The organism is Nocardia sp. NPDC051756, assembly GCF_040681495.1.
Classification (GTDB): Bacteria; Actinomycetota; Actinomycetes; order Mycobacteriales; family Mycobacteriaceae; genus Nocardia.
Genome location: NZ_JBFAYV010000021.1, coordinates 23251 through 38730 on the forward strand (window position 1 = coordinate 23251; position 15480 = coordinate 38730).

At 66.6% G+C, this 15480-nt stretch carries 16 protein-coding genes; 11 read left to right on the forward strand and 5 right to left on the reverse strand.

Features of this window, described 5'->3' with window-relative positions; translation table 11 throughout:
• Positions 1 to 15: 15 nt before the first annotated feature.
• Positions 16 to 606, forward strand: a complete 591-nt coding sequence (locus AB0M22_RS44520; RefSeq protein WP_364739760.1) for a hypothetical protein — start codon at positions 16 to 18, stop codon at positions 604 to 606.
• A gap of 318 nt (positions 607 to 924) precedes the next feature.
• Here AB0M22_RS44520 and AB0M22_RS44525 read toward each other — a convergent pair whose 3' ends face one another.
• Positions 925 to 1803, reverse strand: a complete 879-nt coding sequence (locus AB0M22_RS44525) for an NAD(P)-dependent oxidoreductase (RefSeq protein ID WP_364739762.1) — start codon at positions 1801 to 1803, stop codon at positions 925 to 927.
• A gap of 32 nt (positions 1804 to 1835) precedes the next feature.
• Positions 1836 to 2405: an NADPH-dependent FMN reductase gene (locus AB0M22_RS44530; RefSeq protein WP_364739764.1), complete on the reverse strand. Its 570-nt coding sequence runs from the start codon at positions 2403 to 2405 to the stop codon at positions 1836 to 1838.
• Between the two features lie 157 nt (positions 2406 to 2562).
• On the opposite strand from AB0M22_RS44530, the gene AB0M22_RS44535 reads away from it, so the two are divergent.
• Positions 2563 to 3015 (forward strand): MarR family transcriptional regulator, encoded by a 453-nt coding sequence (locus AB0M22_RS44535; protein WP_364739766.1) that lies wholly within the window; start codon positions 2563 to 2565, stop codon positions 3013 to 3015.
• A gap of 97 nt (positions 3016 to 3112) precedes the next feature.
• Here AB0M22_RS44535 and AB0M22_RS44540 read toward each other — a convergent pair whose 3' ends face one another.
• Complete coding sequence (locus AB0M22_RS44540) at positions 3113 to 3847, reverse strand: SDR family oxidoreductase (protein WP_364739767.1); 735 nt, start codon at positions 3845 to 3847, stop codon at positions 3113 to 3115.
• Between the two features lie 89 nt (positions 3848 to 3936).
• Here AB0M22_RS44540 and AB0M22_RS44545 point away from each other — a divergent pair, with 89 nt between their 5' ends.
• Positions 3937 to 4842 (forward strand): LysR family transcriptional regulator, encoded by a 906-nt coding sequence (locus AB0M22_RS44545; protein WP_364739770.1) that lies wholly within the window; start codon positions 3937 to 3939, stop codon positions 4840 to 4842.
• 343 nt (positions 4843 to 5185) lie between these two features.
• On the opposite strand, the gene AB0M22_RS44550 is transcribed toward AB0M22_RS44545, so the two are convergent.
• Complete coding sequence (locus AB0M22_RS44550; protein WP_364739772.1) at positions 5186 to 5875, reverse strand: FCD domain-containing protein; 690 nt, start codon at positions 5873 to 5875, stop codon at positions 5186 to 5188.
• Between the two features lie 130 nt (positions 5876 to 6005).
• Here AB0M22_RS44550 and AB0M22_RS44555 point away from each other — a divergent pair, with 130 nt between their 5' ends.
• The 8 genes from AB0M22_RS44555 (at position 6006) to AB0M22_RS44590 (ending at position 14135) form a co-directional block, all read left to right on the forward strand.
• Positions 6006 to 7454: an amidohydrolase family protein gene (locus AB0M22_RS44555; protein ID WP_364739775.1), complete on the forward strand. Its 1449-nt coding sequence runs from the start codon at positions 6006 to 6008 to the stop codon at positions 7452 to 7454.
• Positions 7455 to 7482: 28 nt separating this feature from the next.
• Positions 7483 to 8328, forward strand: coding sequence for a fumarylacetoacetate hydrolase family protein (locus tag AB0M22_RS44560; protein WP_364739778.1), 846 nt, complete (start codon positions 7483 to 7485; stop codon positions 8326 to 8328).
• Between the two features lie 26 nt (positions 8329 to 8354).
• A complete protein-coding gene (locus tag AB0M22_RS44565; protein WP_364739782.1) occupies positions 8355 to 9278 on the forward strand; it encodes a VOC family protein in 924 nt (307 codons plus the stop codon).
• A 36-nt stretch (positions 9279 to 9314) separates the two neighbouring features.
• Positions 9315 to 9827 (forward strand): SRPBCC family protein, encoded by a 513-nt coding sequence (locus tag AB0M22_RS44570; RefSeq protein WP_364739785.1) that lies wholly within the window; start codon positions 9315 to 9317, stop codon positions 9825 to 9827.
• Entirely contained in the window at positions 9824 to 11206 is a 1383-nt protein-coding gene (locus AB0M22_RS44575) for an MFS transporter (RefSeq protein ID WP_364739788.1), read from the forward strand. Before AB0M22_RS44570 ends, AB0M22_RS44575 begins: the two co-directional genes overlap by 4 nt.
• Positions 11207 to 11248: 42 nt before the next feature.
• Positions 11249 to 12595: a carotenoid oxygenase family protein gene (locus AB0M22_RS44580; protein WP_364739789.1), complete on the forward strand. Its 1347-nt coding sequence runs from the start codon at positions 11249 to 11251 to the stop codon at positions 12593 to 12595.
• Between the two features lie 182 nt (positions 12596 to 12777).
• Positions 12778 to 13527: a DUF3137 domain-containing protein gene (locus tag AB0M22_RS44585; RefSeq protein WP_364739791.1), complete on the forward strand. Its 750-nt coding sequence runs from the start codon at positions 12778 to 12780 to the stop codon at positions 13525 to 13527.
• Positions 13524 to 14135 (forward strand): LemA family protein, encoded by a 612-nt coding sequence (locus tag AB0M22_RS44590; protein WP_364739793.1) that lies wholly within the window; start codon positions 13524 to 13526, stop codon positions 14133 to 14135. The genes AB0M22_RS44585 and AB0M22_RS44590 overlap by 4 nt, the downstream gene beginning before the upstream one ends.
• 406 nt (positions 14136 to 14541) lie before the next feature.
• Here the strand turns inward: AB0M22_RS44590 and AB0M22_RS44595 are convergent, their stop codons facing one another.
• Entirely contained in the window at positions 14542 to 15477 is a 936-nt protein-coding gene (locus tag AB0M22_RS44595) for a LysR family transcriptional regulator (RefSeq protein ID WP_364739796.1), read from the reverse strand.
• Positions 15478 to 15480 lie beyond the last annotated feature (3 nt).

Below are 15480 nucleotides of genomic sequence, written 5' to 3' on the forward strand. Positions count from 1 at the left end.
AGGTAGGAGCGTGGCATGAGCGCGAATCGGCCCGCGCCCATGGCCGGCCTCGCGGAAGTACTGTCGTGCATGGGGCCGACGTGCGGGGACACTGTCGACTGGAGCGCCTGCGCAATCTCGTTCCCAGCCGACTACCGGGCGTTCGTGGCGGCCTTCGGCGCCGGCTCGATCGAGGACATTATCGGCATTCTCGTCCCTTGCGGCACCGCGGCCCAGCCCCATGCACCCACGCTCGCCGGGATGGTGATGGCCGATTGGGAGGACCCGCTCGACTGGGAGTACAAGTGGGCTCCGGGGGACCGAGGCCGGTATCGGCGAGAGGACCTGCTCATCTGGGGAGGAACGTGTGCCGGTGACACGCTGTGTTGGGCCACCACCGACCCGGACCCGGACCGATGGCCGGTCGCGGTATACGCGCGGGGAAGGCTCGAGTGGTCGGTGTATCACTGCGGCATGGCCGAATTCCTGGTCAAGCTGCTGCGCAACGAGTGGCCGCAAAACCCGATCAGCGTCGACGCGTTCGAAGACATGGTGGACCCGCGCTTCCAGCACACGAAGGACGAGATCGCCGCATATGAGGCGGGGGCAGATCCCTGGGAGCCCTAGGTGTATGTGGGGTAACGAAACCCGACGGTCAGCGTTTGTGAGATCCCGGAACCGTGCGCAGCGCATCTGCACTGAACGCGCCTACCTCAGCCGCCAATTTCGGTGTGGCTTTTGATGTCTGGCTTACTCACGACCGGCCGGATTTGTCTTTCTCGTGCGCAGTAGGGGAGGTGCGGCGGAGCCAGGTCCCCCAGCGCGGGTCGCGGCATATGAGTGCGTTGCCGGGGCGCCTGCAAGAACTGACCGCATAGGGCAGTTGCCCGCAGGTTCGTCGCTGGAAGCTGCGCAAGCGGCAGTCATCGGCGGTCGATTCGGTGATCAGGCGATACCGTTACCGAGGGACCGTTGCCGGGTGACTTCGGCGACGCTCGCCCAGTCGAGATCCGCGCCGATCTGCTCGACCGCGGTGGCGAACACGTCGTGCAGGATCGGTCCGGTCGGTAGTGCGACGCCGAGTTCATCGGCGGCGCCCAGTGCGAGGTTCAGGTCTTTCAATCCCAGCGTGGTGGTGAACCCTGGCGGCGTGTAGGTGCTCGTCGCGATGGCGTCGCCGTAGCCGCTGTACACCGGGCCTGGAAAGACCGAATCGTTGATCATTTCGACGAACCGCCCCGCGTTCAGCTCGGCGTGCTGCAGCAGGGTGATCGATTCGGACAGGGCCTGCAACGCGTGCAGGATCAGGTAGTTGACCGCGATCTTCACCGTCGGTGCGGCGTCCACGGCGGCACCGAAGTCCCACACCTGTCGGCCGAGTGTGGCGAGCATCGGTGCCGCCGCGGCTCGGACGTCTGCGTCGCCCGAGATCAGCACGGCGAGCTTACCGGCCACCACCGCCTCGGGTCGGCCGATGACCGGGGCGCTGAGGTAACCCCCGCCGGCCGCGGCGAACTCGCGAGCCGCGGCCGGACTGATGGTCGCGTGGTTGACGTGCACGAAACCCTCCGGCGCGGAACGTATCCGGTCCGCGGTGAAGACCTGCCGCACCGCCTCTTCGTTGCTCAGCATCGAGAAGACCGTCCCGGTGGCGATCGCGTCCTCGGGGCGGTCGGCGAGCCGCGCGCCGCGCGCCAGCAACTCGTCCGCCTTGGCCGCAGTCCGGCTCCACACGGTGACGTCGTAACCGGCGTCGAGCAGTCGGCCTGCGAGGGCAGCGCCCATCTTCCCGAGCCCGATGAAACCCACCTGGCGAGTTGTCATGATTATTTCTCCGTTCTCCGCAAGGACTGCGGTCATGAGTTGTTTTCGAGTGCGCGGGCCATTTCGGCCCCGATCTTGCGCAGCGGTTCCCGATTCGGGTGGAGCGTGGCGTCGAGGTCGCGCAGCTGCCAGTTCTCGTCCACGTCCTGCTCGGTGATGACGGCTTCGACGTGCGTATCGAGCAGTCGCATGTGCAGTCCGTGCAGGACACCGATGAGCTGTTCGGCGCCCCTGCTGCCGCCGTGGGTGCCGTAGGTCAGCAGGCTCGCGGGCCGGTCGCGCCATTCCCAGTAGAGGTAGTCCAGCGCGTTCTTCAGCACCCCCGGGTAGCCCCAGTTGTATTGCGGGAAGACGAAAAAGAAGCCGTGGTAGCTCTGCACGAGTCGGCTCCAGGCCCGGGTGTGTTCATGCTCGTACTGCTGTAGCGCGGCCTGACGGGGTTCGTCCAGGAACGGCAGGCCGACCTCCGCGAGATCGAGCAGGTCATAGGTGAGATCGCTGTCCTCCCGCAGAGTGTCGCGTGCCCAGGCGGCTATGCCTGCGCAGATACGGGCGGGGCGGGTGCTGCCGATGACGACGGCGATGCGTTTCTGATCCGTCATAGGACTGCTTCTTTCCCTATTTCAGTCGGGTCGAGCCCGGCGGCACCGTGTGTGGCCGTTCCCGCTCAGGCCTGCTCATTGTTCGCCTCAAATACTGTTCGTGTCACGAACCAAAATAGTTGGTATCGCGAACCGAATCAAGCTAACCTGACCTACTGTGACCACTGACGCACCCGATCCAGCGCCGGACCTGGTCGACGGGCTGATCCAGCTGTCGTTCATCCTGCAGGCGGTCCTGGGCCGCCTCGCCGGCCAGCAAGGGTTATCGGTCACCCAGTTGCGAATGCTCGCGGTACTCGACGATCGTGAGATCGGCATGCAACAGCTGGCCGGCATTCTGGAACTGGAGAAGTCCAGCGTCAGCGGCTTGGTCGATCGAGCCGAGCGGCGCGGCCTGGTCAGGCGGATCGCCGTCCCCGGAAACCGGCGCGCCGTCCATGTCACCGTCACCGCCGCCGGCCGCGCCGTCGTGCATCTGGTGCGCGACGCGGTCCGAGACGAGATCGGGGATCTGGCAAGCACTTTGAGCGAGCGGCAGCAGGGCTCGTTCCGTCGATCGATCGAAACGCTGATCCTGCATTACGTCACCCAGCACGCGATCCCTGTGTGAACGTCCTCGATGCCGAGCGGCGCAGCCGCACCACGATCGTCACGTCGCGAGCTCCGGCATTGGTGCAGCGTCCTGACCAGTGTTCGAGTTGGCGGTGTCACAACTGGGTGCCGCCACCGTCCACCGCGAGCTCGGCGCCGGTGGTGTAGGTCGCGTCGAAGGCGAGGAAAATGGCGGCCCGCGCGACCTCCTCGGGATTTCCTATGCGCTGCATCGGAATCTGGGCGGCGAAACCCGCGGCCATCTCATCCGCTACTTCGGCGGGCAGGGTCTTGTGCAGAATGCCGGTGTCGATCGGCCCCGGGCTCACCGCGTTGACGCGCACGCCGCGCGGCAGCAGTTCGCGAGCCCAGCTTCGCGCCATCGACCGCAGGGCCGCCTTGCTCGCCGAGTAGACACTGTGGTCCAGCTGCCCGAGTTCGTCCGAGACCGAGGTGGTCAGCACCACGCCGCTGCCCTCGGCCAGCAGCGGAACCAGCCGCTGCAAGGTGAAGTAGGGCCCTTTGGTGTTGGTCGCGAAGATGGCGTCGTACATCTGCTCGGTCGTCGCCTCGAACGACGCATGGCCGGTGATGCCCGCATTCAGGAACACCGCGTCCAGTTGACCGAACGTCTCCTCGACCTGCCCCGCCAGGACGTCGATGTCAGCTTTTGCGGTGGCGTCGCTGCGAACCGCGATCAGCCCCTCTTTGCTCGCCGTTTCGAGCGCGGCTTCCTGGCGTCCCGTGACCATCACCCGAGCGCCATCGGCGGCCAGCAGACGTGCGATCGACAGGCCGATTCCGTTGCTGCCGCCGGTCACGAGGGCGCGCTTTCCGTCAAAATTTCCCATGCCTCGATCAAATCCCGGACCGGCTACCCGCGTCCAAGACCTGAAACGCAACCCGTCATGCACGCACTGCATGTCGGTACGCTCGAAGTGTGCGCGTTCCCGGATCGGACCTCGATATGCGGCTTGTCGGCTACTTCACGGTCGTCGCGGAGCACGCCAACTTCGGTCGCGCCGCCGCGGTGCTGCACGTCGCGCAGCCATCCCTGAGCCGCCAAATCCAGCGCCTCGAGCAACATTTGGGCGTGCGCCTGTTCGACCGCACCCCTCAGGGCAGCCGGCTCACCGAAGCCGGTCGCGCTTTTCTGCCGCAGGCTCAGGCGCTGCTCCAGGCCGCTCATCACGCCGAGCGCACCGCCCGTGACGCCGCCACCCCACCCGAGTTCACCATCGGCTACGTCGAGGACCTGGTGATCACGCCCGCCGTGCGCCAGCTGCGGCACCGAAACCCCAAGGCCCGCATCCGCACTCGCCACCTAGCCTGGAACGACGCCAACGCCCTCACCGACCGCCGCGTGGACGCGATGGTCGCCCGCGCCCCGCTGCCCTTCCCCGTCGACCGCCTGCGCCTCACCGAGTTGTGGACCGAGCCACGGGTCCTGGTCGTCCCTATAGGCCACCACCTGGCCCGAAAGGAGTCGGTGACCGTCGACGACCTCGGCGACGAAGCATTTCCGCAGTGCCCGAACGCGGTCCCGCAGTGGAGCGACTTCGCCCGCCTGGAGCCCCGCCCGGATGGAGTTCCGGCGCGCAGCGCGCCGGTCGACTACGAATCGTTCGAAGACAAGCTCGACCTCGTCGCCGAGGCACGGACGATCCTGATCCTGGCCGCCGGCGACCGGCGCCCCCAACTGCGCCCCGACCTGACCACCGTGCCCATCGAGGGCATCGACCCGGTCCGCATCGTCCTGGCGACTCGAACGGCCGATACGAATCCTCTGATCAACGATTTCCTGAACGCCTGGCGTTCCGACGCCGCCGCGCCCCAGGGTCGTTGAGCAGGTGATCACCCGCTCAGTGTCGTAACGAACAGGCTGGCGCCACAGGTTCATTACCGCCCGCACACACGCTCATCGGCAATATCGGATGTCCTGCGCCGCAGTCAATCTCGCCGCGCACAACGCCCGCACGGCGGCAGGAGCGCGCGATGTGAAGTCGTGCTCTACCCAACAGATCTAGGCGACCGCCGACGCGCGCGCTGTCGTGTTCATTCGACCACTCGCGTCAGCTTCCCGTCGATATGGTGCAGCTCGACGGGACTTCCGGTATCCCCTTTCGCCGCGATCCCGCTGAACGTCACGGCGGTAACGCGAGTTCCGTGTTCGCATTCCGGCGATTCCATCAGGCGTCCCGATTCGGTTGGTCGGGTGCGCAACTGATCAGTAGCCGGGTGGTGTGCGCGATGTGGTCGCGCAGTAGGTGCTGTGCGTGGTCGGCGTCGCGGGCGAGCACGGCGTCGAGTAGTGCTCGGTGTTCGGCGGCGACGTCGCGGCCGGGTTCGTTGCCGAGGGATACCGACCACTGCCGGTACAGCTCGGCCTCCTGTCGCAGCGACCCCGCTATGTCGAGCAGCCGCTGGTTTGCGCAGCCCGCCAGCAGCGCGTGATGAAAGGCGGCGTGGGCTCGAGACCATTCGTCGGTCAGGCGGTCCGGATCCGTGGGGGACCGGTATTGCGTGCGTTCCATAAGGTGGTGTGCCGCAACGGCATCGGCCTCCCAGCGCATATCGCCCTCCAGCACGGATAGCCGCAGGACCAGGGATTCGATTTCCACCCGGGCCTGCGTCAGCTCGGCCAGGTCTCGGTGGGACAGCGGCCGGACCTGGTAGCCCTGATGCGCCTTCGCCACCACCAATCCCTCGGCGACCAGCCGGGTCAGCACCTCGCGGGTGGCGCCGACGCTCACCTGGTAGCGATCGGCCAGGTCCGGGAACTTGAGCCGTTCGCCCGGCACCAGCCGCCCGCCGAGGATATCGGCGCGCAACGCCTGGTGGATGCCGTCGGTGCGGGTCGTCCCGCCGGTCTTCGTCATGCACCCACTCTAGCAGTTTACGAATAAGGCTTGAACTTTCGAAAGTTCGGGTCTACTTTCGATTTAGACCACAGGCTCGGCGGTTCGGGAGTTGGAACCCTTGCCGGGCAACGTCATTCGAGGAGTAACCATGCGCTCGCGCACCCTTGACCGTCCGTCCGTGTTCCGTGGTGGGACCGTCCTCACCATGGATTCCGCCCATGCCGTTCTCGAAGGGCACGATGTGCTCGTGGCCGACGGCCGGATCGCGGCCATCGGTGTCGACCTCGTCGTTCCCGACGGCGCCGACGAGATCGACGCCCGCGGCGGCATCGTCCTGCCCGGGATGGTCGACACCCATCGGCACATGTGGCAGACCACAACCCGTGGCTACGGCGCCGACTGGACGCTCACGCAGTACTTCGTCTGGTACTACCTGAACTGGGGCAAGAAGTTTCGGCCCGAGGACATCCACGCCGGGAACCTCCTCGGCGCGCTGGAGGCGCTCGACGCCGGGGTCACCACCTGCGTGGACTGGTCCCACGGCCTGCGGACGATCGACCACGCCGACGCCGCGGTCGACGCGCTCGCCGCGGTGCCGGGCAGGTTTGTGCTGGCCTACGGCAACATTCAGGACGCGCCCGCGAACTGGACGGGCACGCCCGAGTTCCGCAGGTTCTTCGACCGTCGCTCCGGCGATGTCGAGGGCTTCCAGATCGCCTTCGACGTCACCGGCGATCCGAGCTTTCCCGAGCGGCGGGCGTTCGAGGTGGCCCGAGAGCTGGACCTGGCGGTGACCACGCATGCCGGAGTCTGGGGCGCGACCGGTGACGACGCCGTGCGGCTGATCCATGAGCACGGCTACGCCGAGGCCAGGACGGTGTACGTGCACGCTTCGACGCTCTCGGCGGACTCCTACGACCGGATCGCGGCCAGCGGTGGATCGGTATCTGTGTCCACCGAGAGCGAGCAGAGCGCCGGGCAGGGTTATCCCGCGACGGCGGCCCTGCGCGCGCACGGAATTCCCGTATCGCTGTCGCCGGACAGCTGTGTGCTCAGCAGCGGGGATCTGTTCTCCGCCATGCGTACGACGTTGGGCGCCGACCGCGCGGCCGAGCATCAGGCGGCGCACGCCCGCGGGGAGACCGTCACCCATGCCTCCCTGCACGCCGACCAGGTCGTCGAGTGGGCCACGCGGGGCGGAGCGCGAGCGCTTGGGCTCGACCGCGAGATCGGCAGTGTGGAAGTCGGCAAGAAAGCAGACCTCGTACTCGTCCGCAACGACGATTCGCCGGCCATGACGCCGCTGCTGAACCCGCACGGACACGTGGTCCTACAGGCCCAGCGCGCCGATGTCGACACGGTCCTGGTCGACGGCCGGATCGTGAAACGCGACCACCGGCTGGTCGGTGCCGACCTGGCGGGCGCCCGTCGCGCGGTACAGGCAACGGTCGACTATCTGCGCGCCGAGATCGGGGAGCAGGCCTGGCGCGAGGGCATGAACCCGGAGATCCCCGAGACCAAGGTCCTCGACAACCCTTACACCTACACCGAATACCGGTCCGCGGCCACCCACGGCAACTCCGTGTCGCACCGCTGACCTTTCACCCCCGTCAGGAGTTCACACCATGCGTTTAGCCACTATCTCGGGCCGGATATCGCTGATCACCGCGTCCGACACCGTCATCGACCTCGCCGGCCACGGATGGTTCGGCCCGAATATCCAGGACGCCTACGAGCGTTGGGACGAACTGCTCGAGTTCAGCAAGACCATCACCGAGCCGGGTACACCGCTATCTGACATTCCGGCAACGGAATTCGGCAATCCCGCCCCGCAGCCCCGGCAGCTGTTCGCGATCGGCCTCAACTATGCCGAGCACGCCGCGGAGTCGTCGTTCCCGCCGCCCGAGGAGCCGCCGGTGTTCACCAAGTTCGTGACCTCGCTGGCCGATCCGTCCGGGACGATCACGCTGGTGCCGGGCAAGGTGGACTGGGAGGTCGAGCTGGTCGTCGTAGTCGGCCGCCGGGCGCATCGCGTCGCCGCCACGGACGCGTGGAGTTACGTCGCGGGTGTCTCTGTGGGCCAAGACATTTCGGAGCGTGTCCGGCAGCGGGTGGGCCCGGTGCCCCAGTTCAGCCTGGGCAAGTCCTATCCGGGCTTCGGCCCGATCGGGCCGGTGCTGGTGACCCCGGACGAGTTCGACGACCCCGACGATCTGGAACTGGGCTGCCTGATCAACGGCGAGCAGATGCAGAAGGGCCGGACCTCCGACATGATCTTCCCGGTGCCCGAGCTGATCGCGCGGCTCTCGGCGATCACGCCGTTGCTGCCCGGCGACGTCATCTTCACCGGAACCCCCGCCGGGGTCGGGTTCGGCCGCACCCCGCAGCGGTATCTCGCCCCCGGCGACGAACTGGTCAGCTACGTGCGTGGCGTCGGCGAGATGCGTCACCTGATGGTCGCGGGTTACTGAACCGTCCCGAATTCCTTGGAGACACAATGGCATTACACCGACTGTCGTCGGTCACCATCGGCGTACCCGAACCGGTCGCGACCCGCGACTACTACACCGAATTCGGGCTCACACCCCGACCGGACGGCTGGCTGGCCACCCGCGACGGCGGCGACCAACTCCGGCTCATCCGCACACCTTCCCGGCGACTGGCCGAAATCGTCATCGGCGCAGACGATTTTGACGACCTCGATGCGGTGGCAGCCCGCCTGCGCACGCTCGGCCTACCGCTAGCGCGCACCGCAGACTCGGTCGCCACCACGGAACCGATCGCCAATTTCCGTGCCGTGGTGCGGATTTCCGACCGCCTCAGCCAGCCCGTCACGCCGCCGACCCCGTACAACGGGCCCGGCCGCATCGAACGCAGCGGCACCCGCGCCCCCGGTGTGCTGCGCGAGGATCCGATCCGGCCGCGCAAGCTGGGCCACGCGGTCCTTGGCTCGGTGGACTACGCGGCCACCCGCCGCTTCTTCGTCGACGGCCTGGGTTTCAAGCTCTCCGACGAGATCAAGGGCGAAGGCGCGTTCCTGCGCTGTTCCACCGACCACCACAACGTGCTGGTGCTCAACGCGCCGGTCAACTTCCTGCACCACACCTCGTGGCAGCTCGACGATATCGACGACGTCGGCCGCGGCGCCACCGCAATGCTCGAAGGCAACCCGCAGCGGCACATCTGGGGCCTCGGCCGCCACCACGCCGGCTCGAACTTCTTCTGGTACCTCAAGGATCCAGCGGGCAACTTCTCCGAGTACTACTCCGACATGGACTCGATCATCGACGACCAACTCTGGACCCCGGAGGTCTTCACCGGCGCCCAGGGCCTGTTCAGCTGGGGCCCGCCACCACCTCCGTCGTTCCTGCACCCCGAAGACCTCGCCGCGCTGATGACCGGCGCACATCACGCCGGATAGCGGCCGACACAAGATCCGATCGACAAGGGAGAGAACATGTCTGACCTTTACGTACCGCAGATCCCGGACAACCTGAACGTCCGGTTCGTCGAGAACCGCATCGTCGTCGAGCGCCCGGCGCAGGACGTCTACGACTGGGCGACCACCTGGTCGAATCTGCCGAAGTGGCTGCCTTTCGCGTCGGGCACCGAGGTGCGGCGCGGCAAGGAGGGCGTCCCCGCCGAACTCGGCGATGTCCTGCTCGAGTACATCTTTCCGGAGCTGAACGAGAAGCCGAAGGAATACACCGTGGTCGCGCGGGTGCCCGGCAAGCTGTGGACGGTGGTCGGCCGGGATGTGCCCGACGACGGGGAACCCGCACCGGGTATGCACGCGATCGCCACCTTCACCACCTTCGACCTCGGCGACGGAACCACCTTGTTCTGCAGGCTGTTCGAGCGGCTGATCCCCGACACCGAGCCGCCCGGACCGCACCCCGTCGAAGACCCGGCACAGGTCCAGCCCGGACTGGAACTGCTGAAGGCGCACATCGAGGGCAGGATCGAGTGACCGCCCAATTGCCCAGCGGCGTTGGCGCGGTCGGGGCCGACGCGGGAACCCGGCGGGGCGTGGTGCTGATCGCCCTGGCTGCCGCGCAATTCATGGTCGTGCTGAATTCCTCGATCGTGAATGTCGCGCTGTCCTCGATTCGCGACGGCCTCGGCCTGAATCCAGCGTCGCTGTCCTGGGTGGTGGACGGCTATCTGGTCGCCTTCGGGGGTTTGCTGTTGCTCGGCGGCCGGCTGGCGGACGTGTTTCGCCGCCGCGCGGTGTTCCTCGCGGGCCTGGCGATTTTCGTGGCTTCCTCGGTCGCCTGTGCGCTCGCCCCGACCGGACTCGTCCTGATCGGCGCGCGGGTCGTGCAGGGCGCGGGCGGCGCGGTCATGGCGCCGGCCGCGCTGTCCATCGTGATGTCCCTGTTTCCGGACGGCCCGGATCGTGCTCGGGCGCTGGGGGTTTGGGGTGGGGTGTCCGGGGCGGGCGGGATCGCCGGTGTGCTGCTCGGCGGCGTACTCAGCCAAACACTGGGCTGGCCATGGATTTTCCTGATCAACGTGCCGGTGGGGGTGCTGGTCGCGCTGGTCGCGGTGCGCTCGGTGCGGTCGTTGCCCGCCGCGGGCGGGACGTTCGACCTCGCCGGCGCCGTCACCGTCACCCTCGCGATGGCGGCGCTCACCTACGGTCTGGTCAGCGGGCCGCAGGAGGGATGGGGCAGCCGAATGACGCTGGGCGCGTTGGTGATCGGTCTCATTGCGCTGATCGCTTTCCTCGGCGTCGAGCGCCGCGCCGCCGATCCGCTCGTCCCGCTACGCGTTCTCGCTCGGGCCCGGCTGGCCACGGCGAACATGATCATGCTGCTCGTCGGCGCGGTCACCGTCGGATTGTTCTACTTCCTGCCGCAGTACCAGCAACTCGTGCTGGGTATGAGTCCGATTCAGACCAGCCTGGCCCAGTTGCCGATCGCGGTCACGATCACCGGTGGCGGCCTGCTGGCCCCGAGAATCGCTCGGGCCGTCGGGATCCGCCCGGCCCTGGCCGGCGGTCTCGCGTTGCTGGTCGCGGGAGTGCTCTGGCTGGCGGTGCGCGCGAGCACCACCTTCGCCGGCTTGGTCGGGCCGTTCCTGTTGATCGGCGCGGGCATCGGCGTGAGCTTCGTGTACGTCACCTCACTCGCCGTCGCCGACTCGCTTCCCGGCGAGGCGGGACTGGTCAGTGGCCTGGTCAACACCACCCGGCAGATGGGTGGCGCGCTCGGGCTGGCCACGTTGATCGCCGTCGCGACCGGTGCCACCGCTACTCCGCACTTCTCCGCGGCCTTCGCCACTACGGCCGCAATCACCGGCCTCGCGTTGCTGCTGGCTCTAACACCCGCTCTGCGCGAACGCTGAAAACCCTTACCACACAACCTTTATCGCACCAGGAGAAGCATCATGACCACTAAGCCGTACCTGAGCGGGCACTACACTCCGGTCCCCGACGAGATCTCCGCGGTCGACCTCCCGATCCGCGGCACGCTGCCCCCGGAACTGACCGGCCAGTACATCCGCAACGGGCACAACCCGAAGCCCGGCATCACGCCCAGCCATTGGTTCAAGGGTTCGGGCATGCTGCACGGCATTCGGCTCGAGCACGGGCGCGCCGCGTGGTACCGCAACCGCTGGGTCAAGACTCCCGCCCTGGACGGCGCGCCGCTCATTCGCGAGGACGGCACCGTGGATCTCACCGCGAGCGTCGCCGGCACCCACATCATCGAACACGGTGGCCGACTGCTGGCTCTGCAAGAGGTCAATCTGCCCTTCGAGGTCACCCCCGAACTGGATACCGTCGGCCCGTTCGATTTCCACGGCAAACTCACCTCCGCGATGACCGCCCATCCGAAGGAAGAGCCCGACACCGGCGAACTGCATTTCTACAGCTACTCACCGTTCGCACCGCACCTGACCTACTTCGTCGCCTCGCCCGACGGCCACATCATCCGCAGCCTGGTGATCGACGGCGCGGGCCCGAGCCTGATGCACGACTTCGCGATCACCGAGACCAAGGCCGTATTCCTCGATATGCCGGTGGTTTTCGACATGGCCGAGACCTCCGGCATCCCCTACCGGTGGCACGACGACTACCCGGCTCGAATCGGCATCCTCAATCGCTTCGGGTCGCCGCAAGTCACCTGGATCCCGGTCAGCCAGAAGGCCCTGCTGCACGTCACCAACGCCTACGACACGCCCGACGGCAAGATCGTTCTCGAAGGACCCGCGTATGACCAGGCCTCGTGGGAGACCTCGTGGAAATGGTGGGTCGGCGCCCCCGGCTACCCCGTCGCTCCGGTCTCCGGCGCCCTCGCGACCCGATGGCTGCTCGACCCGGCCACGGGCACCGCGACCGAGCACATGCTGGACGATCTCGTGACCGATTTCCCCACCATCAACGACACTCGCACCGGCCGGCCCTCGACGATCAGCTACTCCGTCGCGTTCCCCGGCTCCGGACTCGACGAGTTCGCCATCGTGAAATTGGATACCGCCACGGGCCGGCGGCGTCTGCATCGTCCCGGGCCCGGCAGGCATGCCGGCGAGGCCGTCTTCGTTCCCGCGACCGGCGCGACGGCCGAGGACGACGGCTACCTGTTGACCATCGTCAGCGATCTGACCGCGGACGCATCCGAACTCCTCGTCCTCGACGCCCACGACCTGAGCACCGTCGCTGCCGTCGAATTGCCCCGCCGGGTCCCCAGCGGCATCCACGGCTCCTGGGTCCCGGCCGAAGCGCTCACGCGGTAGGCGTCCGGTAAGAGCGGACGACCATCAGCCGTTTGTAAGGACATCACAAGGCTCGTGAAGATCATTGAGGCATCCGCGCCCGCGGTGTGACACGAGGAGAAGCAGTGGGTGGCATGGCCGATGAGCAGAGTGCGAGGGGTCCGATCTGGGCGCGGCCTCGGTTGCTCAACACGATGACGTTCATGACGTTCTTGGTCTTGGTGATCGTGCAGGGCATCTGGTGGCGCGATCATGGGAGACCGTTGTCGTGGGTTCTGTTGCCCGCCACGCCGTTTCTGGCCTTCCTGCCCTCGGGGCTGATCGTCAAGTCGTTCCGGAAACGGTGGACCGCGTGGTGGGCCGAGCAGCACGGGTTCACTTATCACCGTGCTGCGGATTGGGCGGTACCGGAGTGGAACTTCCCGCCGTTCACCATCCGCCGGGCGCGGCGCATGCGGGTCCGGGACGCTATGCAAGGCAGCGTCGGCGCCTACCCGGCAAGCTTCTTTCACCTGACCTGGCTCAACAACAATAGAATCAACGTGAGCACCCATTACCGGAATGTTTTCGTGCTGGAACTGCCCACGGCACTGCCCCGGTTGACGATGGGCCCGAACTTCGACACCACCGTCGGCACCCGGGTGGAATTCGAATCCGCCGACTTCAACGACAAATTCGCGGTGTACTCCGCGAATCCTGCTTTCGCACATGCGGTTTTCACCCCGCGCACCATCGACCGGCTGATCGACCTCGGCCGACGCGAATCAGCGGTGCTGTTGACCAAATTCGAGATCACCGGGAATCGGTTGGTCGGCGTCACCACGCTCGGCAATCGTCCCTGGGAGATCGCCGCGGTCTTCGACGTGATGCGGGTGATCGCCGACGGCATCCCGCGGTTTGTGTGGTCCGACAGCACTGCGGCAGCGACCGCTCCGGAAAGGAATGTGGCATGAGCAGCACCGTCGTCATCCTCGTCGCCGTGGCGGGAACGTTGATCGTGATCCTCTGGTACTTCGCGGTGTACAACGATTTTGTGCGGTTGCGGAACCTGGTGGCCGAATCTTGGCAGCAGGTCGGCGTCGAATTGCAGCGCCGCCACGACCTGGTGCCGAATCTGGTCGCAACCGTCGAGCAGGCGGCGGACTTCGAACGCGGAAGTTTGACCGCTGTGGTCGAGGCTCGCAATCGTGCCTACGTCGCCGGCACATCGGTGCCCGCTGCGGGACACCGAGCCGTAGATGTCTCGGAAGTTGCGACTGCGGAAAACGCTCTCACCACGGCATTGGGCAGCCTGCGGGCCATCGCCGAGCAGTACCCCACCATGGGCACCGTGCAGAACTACCGAGCGTTGCAAAGCGACCTGGCCGATATCGAAGATCGGATCGCCGCGGCGCGGCGGTTGTACAACGGCAATGTGCGGGCCTTGAACACAAAGATCGAATCCGTGCCCGCCGCCGTCATCGCTTCTGTCCACCATGTTTCGCCCGCCGAATATTTCGAGATCAGCGGCCCCGAAGCAGGGAAGGTAGCCGACATCCGCCGACTGTTCGGCGCGTCCTGAGCCTCGGCCGCGATCGGGGGTCCGACCGAACTGATCACCACGACCGATAGCGGTGCGAGAGGTGATGCGGCGCAGAACATTTGCGACTGTCCCGTGCGGGGGAGTGTGCGGAACTTATCGGTCGGCGCGCTGCCCCGACCTATCCATTTCGGAACGCGCGCGACACGTGCTGACGGACCGACTCACGAAGGCGTTTGTCCGCATGCGGGTCCATGCCCTCGGCGGCGAAAACTGCGTCGGTAAACGAGTCAACGCTGGTAGGCAGTGATGCGCACAGCCTGATCTGTTCGTCCACTGGCAGGCAGAAACCCAGTTCGACGCACAGACTGTCGAGCAAGAACTTCACGCCTGTGCCATCAGAACTCATGAGTGACAGTTTGTCCGAGATGCCCGTCGTGCGCAGCACTCAGGGTTCGTGCTGCCGGATCTCGGGCCTGGCTGCGGTCGCGAACTGTCCGGCCAGGTCCGAGTCGGTGATGACCTCGAGGAACTTCTCGACCTGTAGCGATTTGTCTCGTGCGTGCACCGTCAATTCCCGGCGGATCGGGCGAGACAGCTCGATGATGGACAGCCTCCGCGCGGGTCCGTGCAGGGCCATCTTCGGCACCAATGCGACACCGACGCCATATTCGACCAGGCTCAGTGCGGTCGGGACATCCGGTGCGCGCACGGCGAACCGGACGCGGACACCCGCCCGGCCCGCTTCCTGCGAAACGATCTCGGTGAGATCGGAATTCGTGCCGCAGCGAATCCACGGCGCCTCGGCCAACTGGGTCCAAGAACCGTCGAAGCTGCCGCGCTGACTGGGATGGCAGATGACGACGAGTTCTTCCTTGCCCAGGTAGTGCACGAGCCGCGAGCTGAACTGTTCGAGCGGTCCGAGGGCGACGTCGAGGGCGCCCTCGGCCAAGGTCGCGTTGAGTTCGCGGAGATCGGTGAACGTCCTGACCTCGATGCTGTCGATGTGTTGTTCGTGGCGCATCCGATAGATGACCGGCGCCAGCAGCTTCTGGGCGATGGTCGGGGTCGTGCCGACGGTCATCACGCCCTCGCCGAATGTTTGCCCCAGGGCGATTGCCTGGCCGGCGGACTCGACGACGAGTGAGGCCTGGGCGAAGAACTCCCGACCGAACTTGGTCAGCCTCGACCTGCGGGAGCGCGGATCGAAGACCTTCTGGCCGAGGGTGGACTCCAACGTGTCGATCTGCTGCGACATCGCCGACGGCGTTATGCCGAACCGCTTCGCAGCCGCCGAGAGCGAGCCGAGTTGCACCGCGGTGACAAAGTAGTCGAACTGGCGCAACGTGATCGCACTGGAACTCGGTAGAGCGCATTCAGACATCGG